Source organism: Novacetimonas maltaceti (assembly GCF_002906255.1).
GTDB lineage: Bacteria > Pseudomonadota > Alphaproteobacteria > Acetobacterales > Acetobacteraceae > Novacetimonas > Novacetimonas maltaceti.
Genome location: NZ_POTC01000049.1, coordinates 1 through 22,432, shown reverse-complemented (window position 1 = coordinate 22,432; position 22,432 = coordinate 1). Strand labels below are relative to the sequence as shown.

Annotated in this window: 21 protein-coding genes and 1 pseudogene; 16 read left to right on the top strand and 6 right to left on the bottom strand. The window is 58.6% G+C overall.

The window, feature by feature from the left end:
• Positions 1-80: 80 nt before the first annotated feature.
• Positions 81-1,179, top strand: a protein-coding gene (locus KMAL_RS13435) for an IS3 family transposase (protein WP_408887927.1) whose coding sequence is annotated in 2 segments (ribosomal slippage) — positions 81-316 and positions 315-1,179 — 1,101 coding nt in all. Because the reading frame shifts where the segments join, the coding sequence is not laid out codon by codon here.
• A 25-nt stretch (positions 1,180-1,204) separates the two neighbouring features.
• Here KMAL_RS13435 and KMAL_RS13430 read toward each other — a convergent pair.
• Positions 1,205-2,089 carry an iron-containing redox enzyme family protein gene (locus tag KMAL_RS13430; RefSeq protein WP_110096152.1) on the bottom strand — a complete coding sequence of 295 codons (885 nt, stop codon included), beginning with the start codon at positions 2,087-2,089 and terminating at the stop codon, positions 1,205-1,207.
• 19 nt (positions 2,090-2,108) lie between these two features.
• Positions 2,109-3,017: a methyltransferase gene (locus tag KMAL_RS13425; RefSeq protein WP_010509896.1), complete on the bottom strand. Its 909-nt coding sequence runs from the start codon at positions 3,015-3,017 to the stop codon at positions 2,109-2,111.
• 40 nt (positions 3,018-3,057) lie between these two features.
• On the opposite strand from KMAL_RS13425, the gene KMAL_RS13420 reads away from it, so the two are divergent.
• Positions 3,058-4,143: an ATP-grasp domain-containing protein gene (locus KMAL_RS13420; protein WP_087609008.1), complete on the top strand. Its 1,086-nt coding sequence runs from the start codon at positions 3,058-3,060 to the stop codon at positions 4,141-4,143.
• 96 nt (positions 4,144-4,239) lie between these two features.
• Here KMAL_RS13420 and KMAL_RS13415 read toward each other — a convergent pair whose 3' ends face one another.
• On the bottom strand, positions 4,240-5,049 hold the full coding sequence (locus KMAL_RS13415) for an ABC transporter permease (protein WP_087609007.1): 810 nt from the start codon (positions 5,047-5,049) through the stop codon (positions 4,240-4,242).
• Entirely contained in the window at positions 5,046-5,675 is a 630-nt protein-coding gene (locus KMAL_RS13410; protein WP_110096151.1) for an ABC transporter ATP-binding protein, read from the bottom strand. The genes KMAL_RS13415 and KMAL_RS13410 overlap by 4 nt, the downstream gene beginning before the upstream one ends.
• Positions 5,676-5,959: 284 nt before the next feature.
• Between KMAL_RS13410 and KMAL_RS17665 the strand changes: the two genes are divergently transcribed.
• The 8 genes from KMAL_RS17665 to KMAL_RS13365 all read left to right on the top strand — a co-directional run bounded on the left by KMAL_RS17665 (position 5,960) and on the right by KMAL_RS13365 (position 13,552).
• Entirely contained in the window at positions 5,960-6,313 is a 354-nt protein-coding gene (locus KMAL_RS17665; protein WP_237701062.1) for a multicopper oxidase domain-containing protein, read from the top strand.
• Complete coding sequence (locus KMAL_RS17660; protein WP_010509905.1) at positions 6,240-6,617, top strand: multicopper oxidase; 378 nt, start codon at positions 6,240-6,242, stop codon at positions 6,615-6,617. The genes KMAL_RS17665 and KMAL_RS17660 overlap by 74 nt, the downstream gene beginning before the upstream one ends.
• A gap of 368 nt (positions 6,618-6,985) precedes the next feature.
• On the top strand, positions 6,986-7,339 hold the full coding sequence (locus tag KMAL_RS13390; protein WP_087609070.1) for an ArsR/SmtB family transcription factor: 354 nt from the start codon (positions 6,986-6,988) through the stop codon (positions 7,337-7,339).
• Positions 7,336-7,758 carry an arsenate reductase (glutaredoxin) gene (gene arsC / locus KMAL_RS13385; RefSeq protein WP_025440179.1) on the top strand — a complete coding sequence of 141 codons (423 nt, stop codon included), beginning with the start codon at positions 7,336-7,338 and terminating at the stop codon, positions 7,756-7,758. Before KMAL_RS13390 ends, arsC begins: the two co-directional genes overlap by 4 nt.
• Entirely contained in the window at positions 7,758-9,053 is a 1,296-nt protein-coding gene (locus KMAL_RS13380; RefSeq protein ID WP_025440178.1) for an arsenic transporter, read from the top strand. The genes arsC and KMAL_RS13380 overlap by 1 nt, the downstream gene beginning before the upstream one ends.
• Before the next feature lie 20 nt (positions 9,054-9,073).
• Complete coding sequence (arsH, locus tag KMAL_RS13375; protein ID WP_087609006.1) at positions 9,074-9,772, top strand: arsenical resistance protein ArsH; 699 nt, start codon at positions 9,074-9,076, stop codon at positions 9,770-9,772.
• Positions 9,773-10,405: 633 nt separating this feature from the next.
• The gene (locus KMAL_RS13370; RefSeq protein ID WP_025440176.1) at positions 10,406-12,007 is read left to right on the top strand and encodes a B12-binding domain-containing radical SAM protein; all 1,602 of its coding nucleotides are present in this window, start codon (positions 10,406-10,408) and stop codon (positions 12,005-12,007) included.
• Between the two features lie 294 nt (positions 12,008-12,301).
• Positions 12,302-13,552 (top strand): carbohydrate porin, encoded by a 1,251-nt coding sequence (locus tag KMAL_RS13365; protein WP_239020142.1) that lies wholly within the window; start codon positions 12,302-12,304, stop codon positions 13,550-13,552.
• Between the two features lie 73 nt (positions 13,553-13,625).
• Here KMAL_RS13365 and KMAL_RS13360 read toward each other — a convergent pair whose 3' ends face one another.
• Positions 13,626-15,167 carry a carbohydrate porin gene (locus KMAL_RS13360; protein ID WP_110096150.1) on the bottom strand — a complete coding sequence of 514 codons (1,542 nt, stop codon included), beginning with the start codon at positions 15,165-15,167 and terminating at the stop codon, positions 13,626-13,628.
• A 569-nt stretch (positions 15,168-15,736) separates the two neighbouring features.
• Here KMAL_RS13360 and KMAL_RS13355 point away from each other — a divergent pair.
• From KMAL_RS13355 to KMAL_RS13345, 3 genes are all read left to right on the top strand, one after another.
• On the top strand, positions 15,737-16,219 hold the full coding sequence (locus tag KMAL_RS13355) for a hypothetical protein (protein ID WP_087609004.1): 483 nt from the start codon (positions 15,737-15,739) through the stop codon (positions 16,217-16,219).
• Positions 16,220-16,465: 246 nt separating this feature from the next.
• Positions 16,466-17,047, top strand: a complete 582-nt coding sequence (locus KMAL_RS13350) for a cytochrome b (protein WP_025440172.1) — start codon at positions 16,466-16,468, stop codon at positions 17,045-17,047.
• Complete coding sequence (locus tag KMAL_RS13345) at positions 17,037-17,744, top strand: VIT1/CCC1 transporter family protein (protein WP_007396730.1); 708 nt, start codon at positions 17,037-17,039, stop codon at positions 17,742-17,744. The genes KMAL_RS13350 and KMAL_RS13345 overlap by 11 nt, the downstream gene beginning before the upstream one ends.
• A gap of 431 nt (positions 17,745-18,175) precedes the next feature.
• Here KMAL_RS13345 and KMAL_RS13340 read toward each other — a convergent pair whose 3' ends face one another.
• On the bottom strand, positions 18,176-18,862 hold the full coding sequence (locus KMAL_RS13340; protein WP_007396728.1) for a response regulator transcription factor: 687 nt from the start codon (positions 18,860-18,862) through the stop codon (positions 18,176-18,178).
• A gap of 453 nt (positions 18,863-19,315) precedes the next feature.
• On the opposite strand from KMAL_RS13340, the gene KMAL_RS13335 reads away from it, so the two are divergent.
• The 3 genes and pseudogenes from KMAL_RS13335 to KMAL_RS13325 form a co-directional block, all read left to right on the top strand.
• A complete protein-coding gene (locus KMAL_RS13335) occupies positions 19,316-20,713 on the top strand; it encodes a sensor histidine kinase (protein WP_025440171.1) in 1,398 nt (465 codons plus the stop codon).
• A gap of 190 nt (positions 20,714-20,903) precedes the next feature.
• On the top strand, positions 20,904-21,815 hold the full coding sequence (locus KMAL_RS13330; protein WP_010509936.1) for a sulfite exporter TauE/SafE family protein: 912 nt from the start codon (positions 20,904-20,906) through the stop codon (positions 21,813-21,815).
• 44 nt (positions 21,816-21,859) lie between these two features.
• Positions 21,860-22,307, top strand: a pseudogene (locus KMAL_RS13325) (IS5 family transposase); the annotation flags it as partial.
• Between the last annotated feature and the right edge of the window lie 125 nt (positions 22,308-22,432).

Below are 22,432 nucleotides of genomic sequence, written 5' to 3'. Positions count from 1 at the left end.
GAGAGACAACTCCCAATCTGCTCAAAACGCAGACTGGACGCCATCGCAAAAACCGTCAATCAAATCGCCAAAACCCAGAAATTACCGGCCAAGCACATCAATCAAGGGTTCTTCGATCCCTCCAGGTGGGCGCGACGGCTGCGGATCTGTGCCGCAGGCACGGGATCAGCGACGCGACCTTCTACACCTGGCGGTCGAAATACGGCGGCATGGAAGTGTCGGAAGCGCGTCGGCTGACGGCTCTTGAAGAAGAGAACACGAAGCTGAAGCGGCTCCTGGCGGAGAGCGTAATGGACGTCTCGACGCTGAAGGCCTGCTGGCAAAAAACTCGTGACGCCCGGTTTGCGGCGGGACGCCGTGGCCTGCGCGATCCGGGAGAAAGACTATTCGCAGCGACGGGCCTGCCGGCTTATTGGCATGGATCCGAAGACCTGGCGCTATGCGTCACGCCGCTCGGATGATGCCACAGTGCGGGGGCGGCTGCGTGAACAGGCTGCAGAGCGACGACGATTTGGCTATCGGCGCCTGCAGATCCTGCTCGACAGGGAGGGGCTGGTGATGAACCACAAGAAGCTGTTCCGGCTGTATCGCGAGGAAGGGCTGTCAGTCCGTAAGCATGGCGGCCGTAAACGGGCGATGGGCACGCGCTCGCCGATGATGCTGCCCGACGGGCCAAACCAGCGATGGAGCCTGGACTTCGTCTCGGACGCGCTGAACAACGGACGACGCTTCCGTGTGCTGACAGTGGTGGACGACTACACGCGAGAGCGCCTGGCGCTGGTAGCGGATACGTCGCTGCCAGGCGAACGGCTCGGCCGCGAACTCGACCGGATCGGGGAACAGCGCGGCTTTCCCATGATGATCGTCCGTGACAACCGCACCGAGATGACCTCGAACGCGATCGAGGCCTGGCAGGAAAAACGGTCGGTGCTGTGGCACTACATCGCACCAGGCAATCCGCAGCAGAACGGGTTCATCGAGAGCTTCAACCGCCGGTTCCGTGACGAATGCCTCAACGAGCACCTGTTCCGCAACCTCGCCCACGCCCGTTCGGTCATCAAGGGCTTGCGGCCTGACCACAATGCCGTCAGGCCCCACACCAGCCTCGGGGGCATGACCCCAGAGGTTTTCGCTCAACACACCGACAAGGCATACAGCAACCCACAGACCCTAACTTAAAACTGAGGGCACGCTCGGGGTAGGGTCACTTCAGGCCCAGATGATCCCGATAGCGGCGAAAGCAGGCCGCGCCACATTCCAGCCGCATCAGGGCGCCTTCGGCGATGGCCGGGGCACGACGCGAATCTTCCGCGATGAGCGGGCTGATAACCTCTGCATTCCATGTTGCGGAATGGCGCACATCCAGCACGGCATGCAGGTCGAAATAATGCCGGTCATCGGGCTGCACGCCCAATCGTTTCAGCCCTGCCGCGACCATGGCCGCCCTACCCGGCGCGGTCAGTTCGATCACGCCCAACGCGCCGACCGCGTGAAACGCCAGATGCCGGCGGCAGGCCAGACCGGACATGGTGTTGGCTAGGGCCAGCGACTGCCACACCGTCGTCTCCGATTGGGACCGCAGCCCGAGGGCATGGACCAAATGCGCCAGCATCGGACCGTGCATGCCGGCTTCCCGGCCATGACCCATTTCGTCCCAGTAATTGCGCGCCAATTCCAACTTGGGGCGCGTTGGCATACGGACCTGGACCAGTGCCGTCAGGTCCTCGAAACCCGCTTCCCCTGCGGCTTCCTGTTCAAGGAACCAGCACATGGCCTCACGGGATGCATCATGCGCCAGCCAGAGGAAAAGGCTGTCGTGCTGGCCGGGACCGGTCTGTTCCAGTTCCTCGAACCATGCGAGGAAAGCCGCGGGCTCCCGGGGAGCCTGGGCGGCGATCGGTGCGACCTGTTCGCGCAGGGAGCGCAGAAAACCCGCTTCCTCCGCCAGCAGACGGGGCAGATCCAGTCCCGCCGCACCGTCCTCCTCGGGCAGGCACGGCGTCAGCCTTAGACGATTGAGCCCGGCCAGTGCCAGATGGAGTTCCCGCTGCGCCCGGTCGCTACTCTTGCCCGTCAGGATATTGTTCATTGACACCATGCCTCTCCTGCTATCGCCGTGTCACGGTCAGGCAGATCACCGCGATCCGCTCCGCCGTGGATAGCGGACCATTCTCCAGCTCCTCACCAAAGACATCCGGATCGAGCTCAGTGGCTGCCCACGTAAACTCCCGGCCATCCAGCAGGGCCACCACATCGCGCAGGAAGGGATTGTCCCCATTGATGATTGCGGTCCCGGTATAGAGCAGCAACGTCCCGCCGGGCGTCAGCCGCTCCATGGCCGTTCTGACAATCGCCAGTGACAGGCCCGCCCCCAGCCTGCCGCCGCCATCTCGGTACAGTCTGCAACCGGGATCGGGCAGATAGGGTGGGTTGGAGATGATCAGGTCGAATGCACCCGAAAGCCCCGACAGGAGATCGCCCTGCCACGCCATGATGCCGCCGACGCCGGCAAGACCAACGTTGATCCGCGCCAGCCGCAATGCGTCGGGGTTGATATCGACCATCACCACTTCGGTTGACGGGCAGACCTGTGCAATCATGATCGCGCCAAGTCCCGTGCCGCAGCCAATGTCCACTGCCCGCACGGGCGGCGGGGCGGAGCGCAGGTGGGCCGCCAGCACCGCGCCGAACCGGTAGCTGTCGGGGCCGAAGAACACCGCATCCGCCGCCACGGTGGGAAAGGCGGAATGGAAGAACCCGTTGCCCCCCAGCGTGGAGAACCGGAACCGGCTGCGCCAGGCCCCGTTATCAGCGACAAGCATCCCTGCTTCCGTCGCCTGCGCAAAGAGGGACACGGGCAGCGCATCACGCCGGAAGGGCCGGCTCCAGCCAAAGATATCGACGGGGTTCGCCGCCCACCCATTACCCGGTCGCGCGTTGACGCGGCGCTGGGTCTCTGGCGTGGGGCAGACAAACCTGTAGCCTGATCGCAACAGCGTGATCCCCACCTGTTGCATTGCGTGATCCCGAACTGCCGCGGGGAAGATAGGATTGTCCATGATGAAGCCCCAACGCAGCACGAATTACGCCTGTTCCCACCATGCTGGCAACGCCTGCAGCTTTGGTGCGATGGAACGGCTTCCGAAGCCGGTATTGTGTATACCCCTTGTCCTGCAGTGGCTATGGCTGGGGCTACGCTATCGCAGCCTGACGCTGCCATCGGTGGTCAATCCGGCGATCGAGACCGGGGGACTGGCAGGCGAATCAAAAGCAGCCTGCCTGGCCCGGATCGGTCAGGCGCATGCGCCATGGGTCGCCCGTACCGTCCTCGTCTCCCCCGCTGACATCCCGGCGGCAGCGTCCATGGCGCGGACACTGGGCTACCCGCTGGTTGCCAAGCCCGATATCGGCTGGTGCGGCCATGGCGTGCGACGGATCGATGTCGTAGATGGGCTGACGGCCTACATCGCGGCCTTCCCCCCCGACGCCAGCTTCCTCTTGCAGGAATTCGTGCCCGGCCCCTTTGAGGCCGGACTGTTCTACAGCCGTGGCCCGACCGAAGCCCATGGCCGCCTTATCGGTCTCGCCATCCGGCATTCCCCACAGGTCACGGGCGACGGCGTGCGTTCCATCGCGGCCCTGATGGCCGCCGACCCACGGCTGTGCTCGCGGATCGGGCATTACCGGCGCGCCCTTTCCACCAGAGGGATTGACCATGTTCCGATGCGTGGCGAACGCGTCATCCTTGGCACGGTCGCGTCCCTGCGGGTGGGCGGCCGCTATGAGGATGCCATGCGGCTCAATACCCCTGCCCTTGAAGACCGTGTCGATGCCATAGCCCGCTCCATGCACGGCTTCCATTTCGGTCGCCTGGACGTACGTTTTGGCAGCGAGGCGGCCCTGCAACGCGGAGAGTTCCGGATTATCGAAATCAACGGCGCCGGATCCGAAGCCATCCAGTTCTGGGACCCGACGATGCGCCTGCGGGATGCCTATCGTGGCGTGTTCGCCAAGCAGGCGGCCCTGTTCGCGCTGGCGGCCCGGATGAGGGCCGATGGCGCGGTCCCGATCAGCGCAATGGCGCTGGCCACGGCATGGTGGCGGCAACTCAGGCTGATGCGGCGCTATCCTTCGTCCAATTAGTTCATATGTGCAGCCCGGATCATGATCTGGAAACAGGCTCCGCATCTGTATGACCCTGATCGGCGCTGTCATGCCATGATACGTGGTTCCACCGCCTCACCCCTTCTGCAATCGGGGAAGCAGGCGTTCCAGCCGCAGCCTCCCCCGGCTGTCCGTCAGCCGCCAGGCTGCCAGGTGGGCCGCGGCTGTCGCGCCGATCAGGTTGCCACTGACGATAAGTGACATCAGCAGGACCTGGTACCTTGAGGCTGCCAAGGGGTTCATCCCCGCCAGGATCTGCCCTGTCATGATTCCGGGCATGGTAATGATCCCGGCGGCCGCCATCTGGTTCAGCGTCGGCAGCAGGGCCGTCCGGATGGCCTGGCGAATCAGGCCGTTCATTGCCTGCGCGCGGGTCGCGCCGAGAATGATCCGCGCCTCGATGGCCTGCCGTTCGCGCGTGATGGCGGACAGGAGTGTATTCATCGACAGGCTTGTTGCATTCATGACATTGCCCAGCAGCAGGCCCGTCAGGGGAATGGCCGTGCGGGCCACATACCACGGGTGGGGCTGGAGGCCGGTCAACAGCCCGATCAGCACCACGATGACCGTCCCTGTTACCGTGGAGGCACCCGCGATCCCGAAATGCCACCACAGACCAAGGCGGACCTGCTGGCGTGACCCGGCTTCCCGGGCGGCGGCGGTGAACATGAAGGCCAGCAGCCCGATGGTCAGCCACACGGAGGCATGACCAAACACGAACAAAAGCACACTGCCGACAAGCGCAAGCTGTACCGCCATGCGCACGGCGGAAACCAGCAGCACCCGCTGCAACCCCAGCGACAGCAGGAACGACAGCGCGCTGCCGATGGCGATCAGGGCAGCGGCCACCAGCATGTCCCCGGTCGTCAGCACTATGGGTGTCATGGCGCGATTTCTTCCATGTGTCCCCGTGCCATCCGGAACCGCGTCCCGGCCATGCGCCCCGCCTGCCCCATGTCGTGCGAGACCAGGACAATGGCCGTCCCCTGCGCCCTTGCCTCCTGAAGAACGGCTTCAACCCTGTCCGTCGTGGCGGCATCCAGCGCCGAACAGGGTTCATCAAGCAGCAGGACACGGGGATGCAGCAGCAGGGCGCGGATCAGGGACAGCCGCTGGCGTTCCCCCGTGGACAGGCGTGACAGCGGCGAGCGCAGGCAGTCTTCCCGCAGGCCAAGGCGCGCGACCAGCGCGCGCACCGCGTCCGTATCCACCATGTGGTCCAGCACGATATCGGACCACCACGCGGGTTCCGCCGGGACATATTGCACCAGGCGGCGCCACTGCGCCGCAGGCATGCCCGAGCAGGCCTGTCCATCGATGCGTGCATCGCCTTCATGCGGGTCAAGATCCGCGATCATGCGCAGCAGTACCGACTTCCCGCTGCCTGATGACCCGGTGATCGCCACGCACGCCCCCGCCGGGACAGTGAATGCAAACGGGCCACCATGGACGCTGCGCATGGCCAGTACCTCCAGCGCCACAGGCCTGGCCTGATCTGTCGCTACAGTCATCCATCCTCCTGAACAGCCATCCCTGCCCGTTCGCGCGAAGACATCAGCCACGTTGCGTCCAGTCCCGGGCCTTTTCCCATATCTGAATTTCTCGATATGAGGAAATATTATATCCTCGCCGGACATGGCGACCGGCATCGCGCCGGTGTGCATGGCCCGGGCTACGGTCCATTTATGGACAGGTCCCGGCGACAGGACGGCCTGCCCCCGCGCCAGCCCGATGAAACCGGCCAACGCTGTAGGCGTTGGGAACCCTGCCTGTTTGCCCATAATCGGATATTACCATGATGCTGGATCGCCGTTCCTTTCTGGCATTGTCCGGACGAACGACGCCGGCGGCCATGATCCCGCGCCGGGGCCGTGGCGCTGGCCCCGTCATGGGTGGAAAAGCGGACCATACGCTGCGGATCGCCACGGGACAGGTCGAACTTGCCCCCGGGCGCATCATTTCAACCACGCTTTATAATGGCCAGTTTCCCGGCCCCCTGCTGCGGCTTGAGGAAGGCAGGCTCAGCGTGATCGACATCTTCAATGATACCGATACGCCGGAACTGGTGCATTGGCATGGCCGGGGGCGATCTCAACCGTGGTACCTATACCGGGCAGGTCGGGCTGGTCTATATCGAGCCGAAGGATAATCCTGGCGCCCATGACCGCGAGATATTCCTTGTGCTGAAGGAATTCGCGCCATTCTTCAGCCGTGGCGGCGACATGGCGGTGGGTGCGCTTGCGGGCGACCCGGTAGCCGAACTCCAGCGGCTGGGAAAGGGCGCCGACGCGGTCGCCACGCAAGGGACGAAGGGGTTCGAGGTCGGCTACAGGTCATTCACGATCAACGGCCCATTCAATAAGGTGGCGTATAAGCTGGTGCTGCCGGATAGGGCGCCGTCGGGTAAGCAGGCACGACCGGCACGACCGGTACAGGCATCGCCACGCCTGTAGTGGCAGCAACCACGCCCGCGATCAGTCCGGTTACCGCCGCCACAAGCAGGTACTGCGCTCCGGACTGCATCCAGTAATAGCCTGATGGCGGTGCCCACAGGCCATGGTAGCGCCGCCAGTCACGGCCCCGCCACTGCCACGACGGTCATGACCGCCATGCCCCCATGGCGGATCCGCACGGGCCGTCGCACTGGTCAGGATCAGGCAGGCTGACAGGATGGCGGCCGGAAATCGATCTATCATGGTGCCTCCATCGGCAAGCAGGGTAAGGAACACAGGCTCTCATGGCTTATGCATGAACGTACGCCCCCCCCCCCCGCGCCAGGACAGGGATTGACATTATTTTATATATCCACAATCAAAGATATATGGATATGGAATCGGCCCTTGCCGCGCTCAGCGCCCTGTCCCAGTCCACGCGGCTGGCTATCTTCCGCCTGCTTGTGCGCCATGAACCGGACGGCCTGCCCGCCGGAGATGTCGCTCGCCATCTTGATATGCCGCAGAACACGATCTCGACCCACCTCGCGATCCTGACACGTGCCGGCCTGCTGAGCGCGCAACGCCACAGTCGGCAGATCGTCTATCGCGCCTGTCTTGCTCGCCTGCAGGACCTGATGCTCTTCCTCGTCAGGGACTGCTGTGCGGGCAGTCCCGAACTCTGTGCGCCCCTGATCGCGACCCTGTCCTCCTGCTGTCCGTCCCCCGAATCCTGCTCATGACCATCACGATCTATCACAACCCGGCCTGCGGCACGTCGCGCAATGTGCTGGCACTGATCCGCAACAGCGGCGAGGAGCCTCGCATTATCGAGTATCTGAAAACGCCTCCCAATCGTGCGGAACTGGTCGATCTGATTGCCCTTATGGGCGTTCCGGTGCGCTCGGTCCTGCGGGAAAAGGACACGCCCTTTCACGAACTTGGCCTCGATAATCCGGCCCTGAGCGATGACGCGCTGATCGATGCCATAATCGCACACCCAATCTTGATGAACCGACCGATCGTCGTCACCCCGCTCGGCGTTGCGCTCTGCCGTCCGTCCGAGACGGTTCTGGACATCCTGCCCAACCCACAGCAGGGCGCATTCGTCAAAGCGGACAACGAGAAAACCGTCGATGAATCCGGAAAGCGGATCGTCTGATGCTGGCGCTTCTGATTTTCGTTGTCACGCTGGTTTTTGTCATCTGGCAGCCTCGGGGGCTGGGCATCGGCTGGAGCGCAATGGCAGGTGCCGCCGTGGCTCTGGCGGCTGGTGTGATCCACTGGCACGACATTCCGGTCATCTGGCACATCGTCTGGGACGCGACCTTCACCTTTATCGCGCTGATCGTTATCTCGCTGTTGCTGGACGAGGCCGGGTTCTTCCATTGGGCCGCCCTGCACGCGGTGCGTTGGGGCAAAGGGCGAGGCCAGACGCTATTCCCGCTGATCGTGGTGCTGGGAGCGGCCATTGCAGCGGTTTTCGCCAATGACGGCGCGGCCCTGCTGCTCACGCCCATTGTCATCGCCATCCTCACTCAGCTCCGCCTGAGCCATACTGCAGCCCTGGCCTTCATCATAGCGACCGGCTTCGTCGCGGACACCACCAGCCTGCCGCTGGTCATCTCCAATCTGGTGAACATCGTCAGCGCCAATTTCTTTGGCATTGCGTTCGATCGCTATGCCACGATCATGGTCCCTGTCGATCTGGTAGCACTTGGTGCAACGCTGGCCGTCTTGTGGCTGTGGTACCGGCGGCAGGTGCCTGCGACCTATCCCGTCGCCGAACTGCCCGCACCTGCCACGGCCATTCGTGACCCTCATGTATTCCGGGCGGCATTTCCGCTGCTAGCCCTGGTTCTGGCGGCCTATTTCCTGACCGCGCCGTTTCATATCCCGGTCTGTGTCGTAGCCTGCCTGGCCGCTGCAATCCTGCTGCTCGTCGCCGGATATGGCCGGGTGATCTCTGTTCGCAAGGTGCTGCGGGGTGCCCCGTGGCAGATCGTGATCTTCTCCCTAGGCATGTATCTGGTGGTCTATGGGCTGCGCAATGCCGGGCTGACCGACTATCTTGCGACCGCACTGGTCTGGCTCGGTCATCAAGGGACGTTCACGGCCACCATCGGCACCGGCTTTCTAGCGGCTGTTCTGTCGTCCATCATGAACAATATGCCGAGTGTGCTGGTCGGGGCGCTGGCGATCCAGCAGGCTCACGACATCACGCCGCTGACACGCGACCTGATGATCTATGCCAACGTCATCGGCTGCGACCTCGGGCCGAAATTCACGCCCATTGGTAGTCTCGCAACACTGCTGTGGCTGCATGTGCTGGCATCCAAGAATCATCGGGTCACGTGGGGGCAATACATGAAGGTCGGGCTGGCCATCACCCCGCCGGTCCTGCTGGCCACGCTCATCGCGCTGGCCCTGTGGCTGCCCCGGGTCAGCCACCCGTAACGCATGAAGGGAACCGCTCCATGACCGCACCTGACCTGCCCGCCCTGCATCCGGAATATCTCGAACGGGTTGACCTCGCGCGGCTTGAGCCACACCCACGGGTTGACCATCCGCCCCGCATCCTGCTGCTCTATGGCTCGCTGCGACCACGCTCGTTCAGCCGCCTGCTGGTGCTGGAGGCGGAGCGCATCCTGAAAGCCCTCGGCGCGGAAACGCGGATATTCGACCCGACCGGCCTGCCGGTGGCGGATTCCGTACCTGCCACCCATCCGAAGGTGCAGGAACTGCGCGCACTCTCGCTCTGGTCGGAAGGCCAGGTCTGGTGCAGCCCCGAACGGCACGGTAACATAACCGCTGTGTTCAAAAACCAGATCGACTGGTTGCCACTGTCCGAAGGCTCGATCCGTCCGACGCAGGGCCGCACGCTGGCGGTGATGCAGGTCTCAGGCGGATCGCAAAGCTTCAATTCCGTCAATGCCCTGCGGGTTCTGGGCCGATGGATGCGGATGTTCGCCATCCCCAACCAGTCCAGCGTGCCGATGGCCTATACGCAATTCGGTGATGATGACCGGATGAAGCCCTCCCCGCTCTATGACCGCATGGTGGATGTCATGGAGGAACTGATGAAGTTCACATGGCTGCTGCGGGACCGGGCCGATTACCTCGTTGATCGCTATAGCGAGCGCAGGCAGGACCATCGCCCGCCTGAAGCGCGGTGAGGCCGGGACGGGACGGGACGGAACCGTTCAACGTGGTGATTGCGGATGGCGGCCATGCTGCGGGGCCGTAAGCCTGCTACGCTCCAGCCAACGCCAAAGCGGCAACACTTCAGGCTTACCGTATCCGTGATCCTGTGATCTGGATTAATAAACCCCAATCTTCGTGCGACCATCTTGTCGCTTTATCAAAGCTCTTGTAAAAACAAAAAGAAATACTTTGTCATGAACATAGCGTTATGGAATCTTTCCAATTGAAAACCTCCATAAACAGTAAAATCCGTCACGATCCACAAGAAACTACCAAGGTTCTTGTGGTCAACACCCTCCTGACGTGAAGACAAACACCGTGTCCTGATTTCGCATATAGCGATCTTCCTATACCGCCTTGATGTGCCTGGGCATCATAGCCTGCTCATGCCGTTGGCCACGGTCGTTCGAGATTACCAGGATAAAAGCAATAGTGGCGGTCACCGATATTGTACCGGCCCACCTGACCGACACCACTACGAAAGGGGTTCACCCCATGTTACCCTTACAGTCGAGTTGCGCCCTGCCTGAGGCTGCCACGTCTCGAAATGGACGGGAAGGCATCTGTCTTGATCATGACCAGTCCTTGCAGCAATGGATCCTTGCATGATGACCGAAACCTGCAAGGTCCTGATGATCTTCCCGCTTTTCAACGCCAATTCATTCTGGAACTACAAGGAAGCCTGCGATCTTGCGGGCGCACGCTATCCGGCGGCCCCCCTTGGCCTGGTAACGGTCGCAGCCCTCCTGCCCCGGGACTGGGAAGTCCGGTTGGTCAACCGCAATACCGAAGACCTTGTGGATGCCGATTACGACTGGGCCGACATGGTCATGACCGGCGGCATGCTGCCGCAGCGCAATGATGCGCTGCACATCATCGAGACCTGCCGCGCGCGCGGCAAGCCGGTGGTGGTGGGTGGCCCCGACGTGACCTCTAGCCCATCGCTTTACAGCGCCGCCAATTTTCAGGTACTGGGCGAGGCCGAGGAAATCATGGATGATTTCGTCGCGGCCTGGCGCAGCGGTGCGCGGCAGGGCGTGTTTGAAGCACCAATGGGCAAGACGGATGTTACAAAAAGTCCGTTGCCGCGCTTTGATCTGCTCAAGCTTGACCAGTACCTACATGTTGGCATCCAGTTCTCGCGTGGGTGTCCGTTCAGTTGCGAGTTCTGCGACATCATTGAACTCTATGGCCGAGTGCCGCGCACCAAGACCAATGCGCAGGTCATGGCCGAACTCGATGCCCTGTACGCGCTTGGCTATCGCGGACATGTGGATTTTGTCGATGACAACCTGATTGGCAACAAGAAGGCGCTCAAGAAATTCCTGCCCGACCTGAAACGCTGGCAGAACGAGAAGAACTTTCCATTCGAGTTCTCGACCGAGGCATCGATCAACCTTGCCGATGATGCCGACCTGCTGCGCAGCCTGGCCGATACCAATTTCTTCGCCATATTCGTCGGCATCGAAAGCCCGGATACAGACTCCCTCGTGCTGATGCAGAAAAAGCAGAACACGCGGCGCAGCCTGCAGCAGAGCATCGAGACAATCCACAAGGCCGGGATTTTCGTCAATGCGGGCTTCATCGTGGGTTTCGACAGCGAAAAGGGCAGTGTCGCCCAGGGCATGATCGACTGTATCGAGGATACGTCCATCCCAGTCTGCATGGTCGGCCTGCTTTACGCCCTGCCCACGACGCAGCTGACGCGGCGCCTGCTGGCGGAAGGCCGCCTTTTTTCCGGCAGTGAACAGACGCAGTCGGGCGACCAATGCACGGCGGGGCTGAATTTCGAGACAAAACGCCCGCGTCGCGACGTGCTGAACGATTACAGGACGGTGCTTGCGGCCATCTATGACCCAGTCGCCTATTTCGGCCGCGTGCGCAGGCTGGGCCGGATGCTCGGGCGCAAGCGCGCGCACCGGATGATAAAGGGTGATTTGCGCAGCTTTGTCCGGCTCATGTTCCGCATCCACCGTGCGGGGCCGGGAACGGCCGGGCAGTTCTGGCGCATGATGCTGGACTGCGCCCTGCATAACCCGCGCGCGCTGCCCTATGTGGTGATGACAAGCGCGCTTTACCTGCATCTTGGCCCGTTTTCACGCCAGGTCATTGCCGAGATCGACCGCGAGATCGCGGATGTGGAACAGGGCCGCTGGCATGTGCCGCCCGTTGTACGTCATGTCAAGGCAGAACTCGTGCCAGCCTAAACCGTGTTAAGGGAAGATGAAGGAGTATGCATGATGTACAATAAAGGCGCTAATATGCATTGCCTGTTAAAGCGCATTTCGTATAAATTCCGACATAACGAAGCTATTCCACTTATCAAAATATATATTGAATTAATGAAAAGAATTGTTCAATAAATAATTTGTTTTAGATTTTATTATACGATATTTTTTCGAAAAATGAGGCGCATCTGGCATAATCATCATATATGGTTACATACAATCATATTATTGAAAACCTGCTCTTTTGCATATGCCCAGCCTGTTCCCGTAAGCGTGCTGAGCGCGGGCGTTACGCCACAGCAGAATATTCCCGACCATATTGACCCGCGCACCCATCTGTCCGGCAACTGGGGCGGAATACGGAACTGGCTGCTGGCACAGGGAATTGATATCCGTATATCGGATACCAATGAATTCTGGTCCAACCCGGTGGGGGGCGCGCAGGCATCCAGCAACTACATCGGGTCCGCCGCGGTTGAAATGGTGACGGATCTGCACACCCTGACGGGCCTGCCACTGGGTACATTTGACATCAGCGCCATGGAAATCCGTGGGCGACCATTCAGTAATACGCCCCTGTATGTTTTCAACCAGACATCGAATATCGAAGCGGATGATAACGGGCGGCTATATGAACTGTGGTACAGCCAGAAATTCATGGGAGAACGCCTGGCCTTCCGGATTGGCAAGCTGGATCTCGGGCATGACTTCATGGTCAGCAGCGTCGGGCTGAACTTCCTCAACGCGTCCTTTTCCTGGCCCATCATGCCCGATAATGACCTGTATGACCAAGGCCCCGTCTCCCCCGTGGCCACGCCTGCGATACGGTTACGCTATACCCTGTCCCCACACTGGAATTTCCTGTTCGCGGCAGCCGATGACAATCCTGTGGGCGGCCCCTTCATCAACGCGAAGGACCCGTGGAACCAAAACCGCGACCCCGGTGGCACGCGCTTCAGTTTCCGCACGGGCGCTCTTTTCTTCGGGGAGGTCCAGTACCGGCGGACCCTGTACGGAAGGCAGGGCACATATAAACTTGGCGGTTACTTTGATACCGGACGCTTTCCCGACCAGTCCGATCTCAGAAAAAACCATAAAACCAACTGGGCCGTCTACGCCATTGCGGATCAGACGCTGCAGCATTTCGGGCGAATAACGGAGCTTGACGCTTTCATTCGGGGGAACTGGACAGCGGACACCGACCGCAACCAGATCGTCTATGCCGCAGATGCTGGGTTGTCCCTGAAGGGGCCGTTTGGACGTGCAGGCGACATGGCGGGGTTTGGTGCGGGCCTGGGGGCGGCTAGTCCCTATCTTGCCCAGGCGGACCGGCGTTCTGGCCTGCCCATGCAGGGCACCGAATATCATCTGGAGTTGACCTATCAGATCCCAATCACGCCATGGTTCATGCTTCAGCCTGATATTCAGGGCATCATATCGCCCAGTGGTGGTGTTCTCGATAATAAAGGGCAGCATGTGCATGACGAAGCCATCTTCGGTCTGCATAGCAGCGTAACATTCTGAACCACTCTGTACAAGGTTTTTTTGAAAAGATCCGACCAGACTGTGTTGTCCCGCCTTTTCATTCCAGGTTCATCTAGAAATTCACATTGGTATGCAACCCGAATACGGCTTCATTACCAATCCGGTGCGTCGGACAGGATGGATCTCCCGTGCCGCCCGAGGGGTTCAGGACATATTGGAAATCGGGCTGCACGACCATCCATGGTGTGATCTGGGCCTGATAGGTCAGTTCAAAATGATTTTCGTTTCCCTGCACCAGGGCACCGCGCGCGCGATCATAGGCACGCACGCCTGATGTGACGCGACCGATACCCCAGCCCAGACCAAGTGTATCATTCGTCCTGCCTGAAAAGGGCGCCTTCAGGTTAAGGCCGGCATCAATGGCGAAGCTTATGATATTGCGATCACCACTATTACCCGTCGCCCGGACAAACAGGCCAAGTGCGCGTGATGCATCAGGCGACGGACGCCAGATCAACTGGTCGATTATCCCGTAAATCAGCCAGTTTCCCCGATCCCAGCGGGGTGTACCACCATCCGCGCCAAGAGACAGTCCCTGTGTGTTATATCGATAATCCGGAAATCGTGCCGTATCATAATAGCCTCCAAGTTTATAAACGCCTGACAGGCCCGGATGACTGGCCGCGCGTCCACTGTCGCCAGATTGAGGATTGAAGGCATACTGAATTTCGGTAATCAGTAGCGCGCCGGTTCCCATATTGAACTGCGTGCCACTTCCATCCCTTATGGTCTGGCTGGTGGGGTCCGCCGGGTTTCCGGTCACGCCAAAGACACTGCTATCCTGATTACCCGACGGATTGTCATCCGCCGCCGCGAACATGAATGTGTATTTTTCACCGGGTCGGTAGCGCAACCGGATTGCGGGAGCTGCAAGCGGCCATGAAGGACCGCCAGCATAAAGGTTGACCGAAGGACCCATTGGCCATCCGAAATTGGCGTTGAGGTACAGGGACGCGTAATCGCTGATCAGGAATTCCGTATCGAGATCCTGCTGGCCGATCTTGACGTCCAGCGCGCCCCTGAGAAAGGACTGCTGGTACCAAAGTTCAAACAGGCGGGTGGAGCGATCCGCCTCAAATCCGCTGATGGGGTTGAAATTGCCCAGATGGTCCTGAGTGACGGCACGTCCCCGGATCTGCAGGGCACTGATGTTGATTGTCGCGCCTTTAAGCCCGATCATCCTTTCCAGATCCGCCATCAGGGTCGGCATGGTAATGCCGATATAGGAAGGGCCCGTGCCCGATCCCCTGCCATCGCCATTGGTACTGCCGATCCCGCCCGTGGCGTTACCCCATAACTCGTTGACGTCCTGAATGCTCAGCGTCAGGCCGTAGCGGGCCAGCCATGGACGCAGTCCCCCCATATTCCCCAGCAGGCTCCCACCGGCAGACGGCGTATCTTGGCTGTGGCTGGTCGTGATTGCGCCTGCTTGCCAGGAATCACGCACGGTCGCCGGGTCAATCTGGGCCAAGAAAGGTGTACTGGCGCCCAGATGGGCCTGCCCACCCGCAATGGCGGTCTGGGCCTGCCCCGCAACGGAGATGAAACCGCCGATGCCCCAGAAGAAAATTCCCTCACATACACGCCGGAACAATCGGGTAACGCAAACCGCCGGAATCCTGCGTGATGTCAGTTCGCACGGTCGCAAATGTTTCTCATATTATCGTAAAAAAGGTCGTAATCCAGACAGATATCATATACCCGGTCTTCTTTCCACAACATGATGTTTTTGTTAAAGACACAATGTGAATAAAAGAGAATTGTGATATTATATCGTTCTCGTAATTTAATTTATTATTTTTAAAAAATATGCCTGAAGGTCATAAAAAGGTGTCTATTCTGCTTTGGCGATGGACGAAAACACATAGCGGAAAATAAATTATCGCGGCTGCCGCTTCTATGGAAAACAATTCAGACTTTTCACTTTGGCTGCCTGCACAAAATGATCGCCGGCATGCGTGGTAATACTGAGTACCATGCTGCCTGCTACAAGGATTGGCGGCCCTACCATTGCTCATAACGGCTGATCTCTTGCTAGCAGCGTCTCCCCCGTGACCTTATTTTCCGTGTTCAGGTTCACGTCATGTCTGCGTGTTACAAGAACAGCGAGCATCGGCATGATGGCATGGCCAGGGTCAGGTGCCAGGAGGCCGGACAAATATTATGAGATCGATAGTGAATTACGGATTGGCAATCCTGATGATAGTCAGCATATCCGGCTGTGTGGCGCGCGCCGAAACAGAAACAGAAACAAACGGTATTTGCGAGACAGTGGAACAGGGTATCCGGCTGCATGTCGACGGCACGTATGGCGGATATCCCCATTCCGTCCTGCGTGATGCGGTGCTGGAGAGCGTAGCCTGTCCTTCGGGGGATGCAGAACTACGCGCTTTCCATACCATTGCGATACCGCCGCCCCATATGCGTATTGCCGTCATGCGCCCCATCGGGCAGGGCCAGCAGGGATCGCTGTCCATCATGCTGTTTTCACAAGGGCATTTCGTTATCGGCGAACGGATGTCCCTCTCTCCTTTCTCACGCACCCAGTCTCCTTTTTCGGTAAAGGCAGACATCAACCTTGCAACAGCACGCCTATGGGGCGATCTGGCGAACCGGATCGCACAGGGGAAGCGTGCCATTCCATAATGGGGAAACACGCTCAGTCCATCACATTTGCGATCCGGTTTACCGAAAATGGCCGTAGCTTGCACATATTCTGCGATGTCATTAGGTCATGGGCGCCACACAGTTATCTGGATACAGGTTCCTTGCTCGCTGCCGGTGTCGTCGTGGGTTTACCATCTCCGTTCTTTTTTTACAGTCTGAACACCAACTGGCCGCAGGTATCGGCAAGGCGGCCAATCGTTCAGGTTCGCGTCATGTTTGAGTGATATGATCGTTCGGATGAAATACAAATCTGGCCTTTCCCCAGCACGTTATGACGCACCAACAATCATTTTCCACTGGGGATGCACGGCCATTATCATGTTGCAGTTCGCAACCGCGAATTTATGGGGCCTGTTCCGGAACCCGCTACACCATCAACTGGTGGTGACCCACCTGACGGCAGGCATGGTACTGAGCGTTCTGTTTCCCGCACGCCTGCTATGGCGACTAGGCTGGGGGCGGCAGATCCGCGCCGCCGATCGCTGGCTTGATGCCATGCTGGCGCGCTACGTGGAATACAGCCTGTATGGGCTAGTCCTGCTGGAAATCCTCCTTGGGTATCTGTGGCGATGGGGCAATGGGCAGGCCATGAGTTTCCTGTCCATCCAGATCATGCCGCCCTTTGGCAGGTTTCCGACATCGACAGTCGGCATTCTGCACTGGCTGCACCAGTGGAATGGCTGGCTGATCATCGTGCTTGCCACGGGTCATGCGCTGGCCGCGTGTTTTCATTACTTCATTCTCCGGGACAATGTTTTTCAGAGAATGCTGCTGACAGGGAATGTATCCGATGAATATGGAAAGTAAAATACCGCTGCGCCCCAAAGAAATCCACGCGACCTCCCGTCTGGGCTGGCTGCGGGCCGCTGTTCTGGGGGCGAATGATGGTATCCTGTCAACATCCAGCCTGATCATCGGCGTTGCCAGCGCCCATGCGACACAGGGGAGCATCCTGCTGGCTGGAATTTCCAGTCTGGCTGCCGGGGCCATGTCCATGGCCGCGGGGGAATATGTGTCCGTTAGCTCGCAGGCGGATTCTGAGAAGGCTGACCTCGCCCGCGAAAAAAAGGAGCTTGGCAGTAGCTGGGACGCTGAAGTGAGCGAACTGGCCGGGATATACCGTCAGCGTGGCCTGGATGATATTCTGTCACGCAAGGTTGCCCTTCAGCTCATGAAGCATGATGCACTGGGGGCGCACGCCCGCGATGAACTCGGCATTTCGGACGCGACAGCGGCGCGTCCGGTACAGGCCGCCTTTGCATCGGCTAGCGCATTCTCTTCCGGTGCCATACTGCCCGTGCTGGCAGCCCTGCTGTCGCCAGCCAGCGTGGTCTCGTGGAGTGTATCCGCTGTATCCCTGATTGGTCTGGCGGTATTGGGAGTCGTGGGTGCGCGTGCAGGTGGGGCCTCACCATGGCGTCCGGCAATGCGGGTCATATTCTGGGGCATCGTAGCGATGGCCGTGACGGCTGCCATCGGCCGGATATTCGGGGTACAGACATAATGTATTAAATATTTCTGTATATTGAACGAATGGAATGATATCGTGAATGTACTTCTTGTAATTGTGCTATCAAAGGCAGTCGTTTCAGTGCTCTGCATGCGACTTGCATTTCATTTATATCGTGACAAAAACAATATAATATTACATAGAAATAGGTCTGTGGGATTATGCTATCCCGGCAATAGATAGTGGGCATCAACTTCCTTGAAGACTTTCCCAAGGCGGCTATGGGAACCCCGCTTCTCCTGCGGGACGCGAATTATATGCGCAGTGATCTCTATTCCGTTGTCGCTGCGATCATTAATGGCCGACTACGATGTCGGACCGAAAGGCATTTGCCTACACGCCATGGTCATCCTGCTTGCGTACCTATCTCATCCAGGATGGCCGAACCGGGCATGCATGCAAGATCATCCTATACCGCCAGGGAGTCACGCACTCATGACATAACCGCTACCCCTGACGGTGTGGATCAGAGGTTGGCCATCCTGCCCCAGTTTCTCCCGCAGACGACAAATATGCGTTTCGACGATGTTCGTACGAACCGGGAAATCCATATGCCAGACATCCTTCAGCAACATTTGCCGGGAAAGCACCGTGCCTGCATTCCTCATGAAATATTCCAGAAGTTTTAGTTCCTGAGGCTGCAGAAGAACCTTTTCGCCATTCCGTGTCACTGCAAGCGTCAGCAGATTGAGTTCAACGTCAGCCACATTCATTATTGTTGTATGCTGGAAGGAAGATGATCGACGAAGCAGTACCTGCACGCGCGCGACCAACTCGCGTAATGCAAATGGCTTGATCATGTAATCATCCGCACCATGCCGCAGACCGGCGACACGGCTTGGTACGCCATCCATCGTCGTCAGGAACAGGACTGGCGTCATGATGGCATAAGAGCGCATGCGCATGAGAATTGTCAGTCCATCCAGACCAGGCAGCATGCGATCCAGAATGACGATATCCCACGTTTGCGACAGGGCATGCTGCGATCCATCGGTCCCGTTAGCGACACAAACCACGTCAATTCCGCTTTCCTCCAGTCCCTGCCGCACGTAATCCGTAGTTGCGTGGTCATCTTCAACCAAAAGCAGGCGGGGGCGTGTTACCAGCGTCATGAAGCAGGCCAATCAACAAATTTAATGTCCCGCCCAGCGAGACTGAGTTCTTGATCAGGTTATCAGAATCATTGTTACATGACACCATCCATGACGATGGATAGACAATTATTGGCATTTTTTAATGTATCGACCATGTCTCCAAATTGAATACAGAATAAATAATATCAATATTTCATGTGATACATATCATAAATGTGGATGTATATGTATTATATTTTATACGGTATTAAAACAAATACTACGTACGCGCAGGCATATAAAAAATAAAAGACGGTAATTTCTCTCCGGACAGGACAAGGCAAAGGGGTTAACGCGGAAAGACCATTGGGGGTAAAGTCAGGCTACAGGGCTGGAGCCTATGCCAACCGGACCTGTCATGATCGGGGACGGGTGGATCTTGTCCGGTCATCCATATCCTGAGAGGATGTCGCTACATGATAAATATGTCCAATGATGTCGTGGAATAGGATATCCCGACGCCGAAATGTGGAGACACGACGTATCATCGCCACGACGTCGTTTCGTATCGTCACGTTGTTCGCCGGTCTTTTTATATTGGGCGGCATGGTCATGACTATAACGTCAGGCCTTTACAGCCAGTCAACCATGCGCCAGCAGATCCGCCGGGAAGTGGAGAACGAGAGCCATGAGACATTTGCAGATGCTGGTGTTGCGGATGTCCGTCATCTCCTGCCAGTTGTGCAAGGACTGATCGAACATGAACCCGGTTTCCATTATTTGCTTCAGGACCCCGGACAGGTCATTGTCGCAGGCAACATGCTGCATCTGCGACCAGTGCCGGGCGAACGCTGGCTGGCATGGTCCCATCGCCTGCCGAAAGAAATCAACCAGGATATCGTTTATGGAATAGGTTATCGCCTTGATGACGGCGGCTATTACTTCGTGGGCATGGATGCCTCGCCCCTGACGCATCTCCAACGCGCATTATGGACAACGATCCTGTGGGGCATTGCAGGATTTGGTCTGATAGGGGTAGCAGGCGGCCTTTTCCTGAGCAACCTGATCCTGAAATGGATCGAGACGATAAGCAGGACGGCACGGAGCATCATGCAGGGCGATATGTCTCGCCGCATCCCGCTACGTGGCACGGATGATGAGCTTGATCATCTCTCGGAGAGCCTCAATGCGATGCTCGACCAGAATGAATACCTGATTGCAAGTCTGAAACAGGTCTCCAATGACATCGCGCACGACATGCGCCGCCCGCTGGCGCGTATGCGCCAGAATCTTGAGCGCGCCATTGGGGCACATGGACCTTCCGATACCATGCATGAGCAGGTCGAGTGTGCAATCGAGGATCTGGATGCCGCATTGGAAATATTTTCCTCGCTGCTCAAGCTGGCGCAACTTGAGTCCGGGGCATGGAACAACGAAATGGAACCCCTCGATCCCGCACGACTTCTGGAATCAGTTCTAGAACCGTATCGCTCCGTTATCGAAGACAATGGACAGCGCCTGGAAACCGAAATCATTCCCGCCTGCCCTACCGTCACCGGTCATCCAGTCCTTTTACGGCAGGCGTTCTCCAACCTGATCGAGAATGCCGTACGCCATACGCCCGACCAGACCACCATCACAGCGACCATAATGCTTTCGGACAAGACCATCACGATAGAAATAGCCGATAATGGTCCAGGCATTCCGGACGAAGCCATGCTTCGGGTATTCGACCGCTTTGTCCGTCTTGATACAAGCCGTACGCATGACGGTAACGGGCTAGGGCTTACCATGGTGAAAGCCGTAGTACAACTGCACCGGGGCACGATCGTCTTGTCTCACAACAACCCTGGCGTAAGGTGTATCGTTAAATTACCCATAGAGCTCTAGCCTTCACGGCCTCATAGACAGCAGACCTCCTGGCGCGTTAGAGATGTGCAAATACGACTGAAGATTGGGGCATTGTAAGCTGACATCCCCGTGAGCTTTCGCCAGAAATAATGATGCCGCGCGCCCATGCGATGTGGCCGCCTGCAACGGTCCCGGCGAGCAGGGATCCAAATCGGGATTCATACAAACCATGCTGCTCTGGTCCCTGATTCTGGTTGCATCAGCCGCGGCATTTGGCCTGAGCGCCGTGTCGGGAGGCGGTGCCGGGCTGCTCCTAATGCCCCTGCTGGGGCTGGTGCTGCCTGGCACTCAGGTGCCAGCCGCCCTGTCGATCGGGACAGTTGCCAGTTCGGCGACGCGCATCATCTCGTTCCGGCAGGCGATCCGGTGGGACATCGTCCGGCATTTTGCGCCCACCGCGTTGCCCTTCGCCGCCCTGGGCGCATGGGCATTGAGCCGTATGGAGCCAGCCTATCTGTCGCTGCTTCTTGGCGTATTCCTGATGGGGAATCTTCCCCTTCTCTTTCGCAAGCCTGCACCCCAGGTCACTGTGAAAACGCCCCACGCTATCGAACTGCACGTGCTGGGTGCTACCGCCGGCTTCATTTCCGGTTTTACCGGAGCGGTCGGCCTGGTGTTCAATGGGTTTTATTATCGACTTGGTCTGCGGAAGGAAGAAATCGTCGCAACCCGCGCGGCCAACGAAATCATGCTGCATGTGCTCAAGATCGCTCTCTACGCTGAGTTCGGCCTGTTGAATACCCGGGCCAGCATTGCGGGTATCGCTGTTGCTGCGGCGGCGGTTCTGTCATCAATAATCATGAAGTACCTGTTGCCGCACCTGCATGATCGCTTGTTTCACCATATTGGTCATGCCGCCATGGTCGTGGCGGGTGTCATGATGGTGATCTCCGCCAGTAGTCAGTTAGCGCGGCAGGCAAATGTCACGGTGCATTTCGCCCACGTAGCCCATGAAGCCGCAGCGTCCGTGTCATGGCGACAACACACTTTCGCGGTCGAATGGGAAAATGGTGATGAACGCGAGTTGAGCCCCCGAGTGCTTTCCAGACTGGCTTCATCCCCTATGATAACAACCCATTGATTTAAGTGCGGGAATCTGATTCAGGCTCTGTGAGGAGACTGGAGATGAGCGACCTGTTTTGGCTGCCGGACGAACAAATGGAGCGTCTGCGGCCCTTTTTCTTTAAGAGCCATGGTAGAGCCTGCGTTGATGACCGCCGAATGCTGAGCGGCATCATTTTTGTCAATCGGAACGGCTTGCGCTGGCGCGGTGCGCCCCGGGAATACGGTCCACATAAGACGCTCTAAAACCGTTGGAAGCGCTGGGGCGCCATGGGGATCTGCGCCCGGATGATGGACGGTCTGGCTGCCGGAAAGGCAGAGCCCCAGACCATCATGACTGATGCGACGTATCTCCAGGCACACCGCACGGCTTCGAGCGTGCGGCTAAAAAAGGGGATCCAGGTCGCTTGATCGGCCGCACCAGAGGGGCATAAACACGAAGCTGCATGCGATCACCGACCAGAGTGGGCGACCGCTGAGCTTTTTCATGACTGCGGGACAGATAAGCGATGGAGGGTTCTAAAAACCCCCTGGTTTTGAGGTCTTCTGTATGATTCTATTTCTTCTGCGTTGATTGAGGGAATGGCGATATGAAGCAGCCTGGTTTTTTTGATGTTGAAGAGCGGCTTTCCCGGT

Excerpts from the sequence above, each read along its gene's own strand:
- KMAL_RS13430 (WP_110096152.1), bottom strand. The coding sequence starts at position 2,089 with ATGAACAATATCCTGACGGGCAAGAGTAGCGACCGGGCGCAGCGGGAA.
- KMAL_RS13425 (WP_010509896.1), bottom strand. The coding sequence starts at position 3,017 with ATGCAACAGGTGGGGATCACGCTGTTGCGATCAGGCTACAGGTTTGTC.
- KMAL_RS13420 (WP_087609008.1), top strand. The coding sequence starts at position 3,058 with ATGATGAAGCCCCAACGCAGCACGAATTACGCCTGTTCCCACCATGCT.
- KMAL_RS13415 (WP_087609007.1), bottom strand. The coding sequence starts at position 5,049 with ATGACACCCATAGTGCTGACGACCGGGGACATGCTGGTGGCCGCTGCC.
- KMAL_RS13410 (WP_110096151.1), bottom strand. The coding sequence starts at position 5,675 with ATGACTGTAGCGACAGATCAGGCCAGGCCTGTGGCGCTGGAGGTACTG.
- KMAL_RS17665 (WP_237701062.1), top strand. The coding sequence starts at position 5,960 with ATGATGCTGGATCGCCGTTCCTTTCTGGCATTGTCCGGACGAACGACG.
- KMAL_RS17660 (WP_010509905.1), top strand. The coding sequence starts at position 6,240 with ATGGCCGGGGGCGATCTCAACCGTGGTACCTATACCGGGCAGGTCGGG.
- KMAL_RS13390 (WP_087609070.1), top strand. The coding sequence starts at position 6,986 with ATGGATATGGAATCGGCCCTTGCCGCGCTCAGCGCCCTGTCCCAGTCC.
- arsC (WP_025440179.1), top strand. The coding sequence starts at position 7,336 with ATGACCATCACGATCTATCACAACCCGGCCTGCGGCACGTCGCGCAAT.
- KMAL_RS13380 (WP_025440178.1), top strand. The coding sequence starts at position 7,758 with ATGCTGGCGCTTCTGATTTTCGTTGTCACGCTGGTTTTTGTCATCTGG.
- arsH (WP_087609006.1), top strand. The coding sequence starts at position 9,074 with ATGACCGCACCTGACCTGCCCGCCCTGCATCCGGAATATCTCGAACGG.
- KMAL_RS13370 (WP_025440176.1), top strand. The coding sequence starts at position 10,406 with ATGATGACCGAAACCTGCAAGGTCCTGATGATCTTCCCGCTTTTCAAC.
- KMAL_RS13355 (WP_087609004.1), top strand. The coding sequence starts at position 15,737 with ATGAGATCGATAGTGAATTACGGATTGGCAATCCTGATGATAGTCAGC.
- KMAL_RS13350 (WP_025440172.1), top strand. The coding sequence starts at position 16,466 with ATGATCGTTCGGATGAAATACAAATCTGGCCTTTCCCCAGCACGTTAT.
- KMAL_RS13345 (WP_007396730.1), top strand. The coding sequence starts at position 17,037 with ATGGAAAGTAAAATACCGCTGCGCCCCAAAGAAATCCACGCGACCTCC.
- KMAL_RS13340 (WP_007396728.1), bottom strand. The coding sequence starts at position 18,862 with ATGACGCTGGTAACACGCCCCCGCCTGCTTTTGGTTGAAGATGACCAC.
- KMAL_RS13335 (WP_025440171.1), top strand. The coding sequence starts at position 19,316 with ATGATGTCGTGGAATAGGATATCCCGACGCCGAAATGTGGAGACACGA.
- KMAL_RS13330 (WP_010509936.1), top strand. The coding sequence starts at position 20,904 with ATGCTGCTCTGGTCCCTGATTCTGGTTGCATCAGCCGCGGCATTTGGC.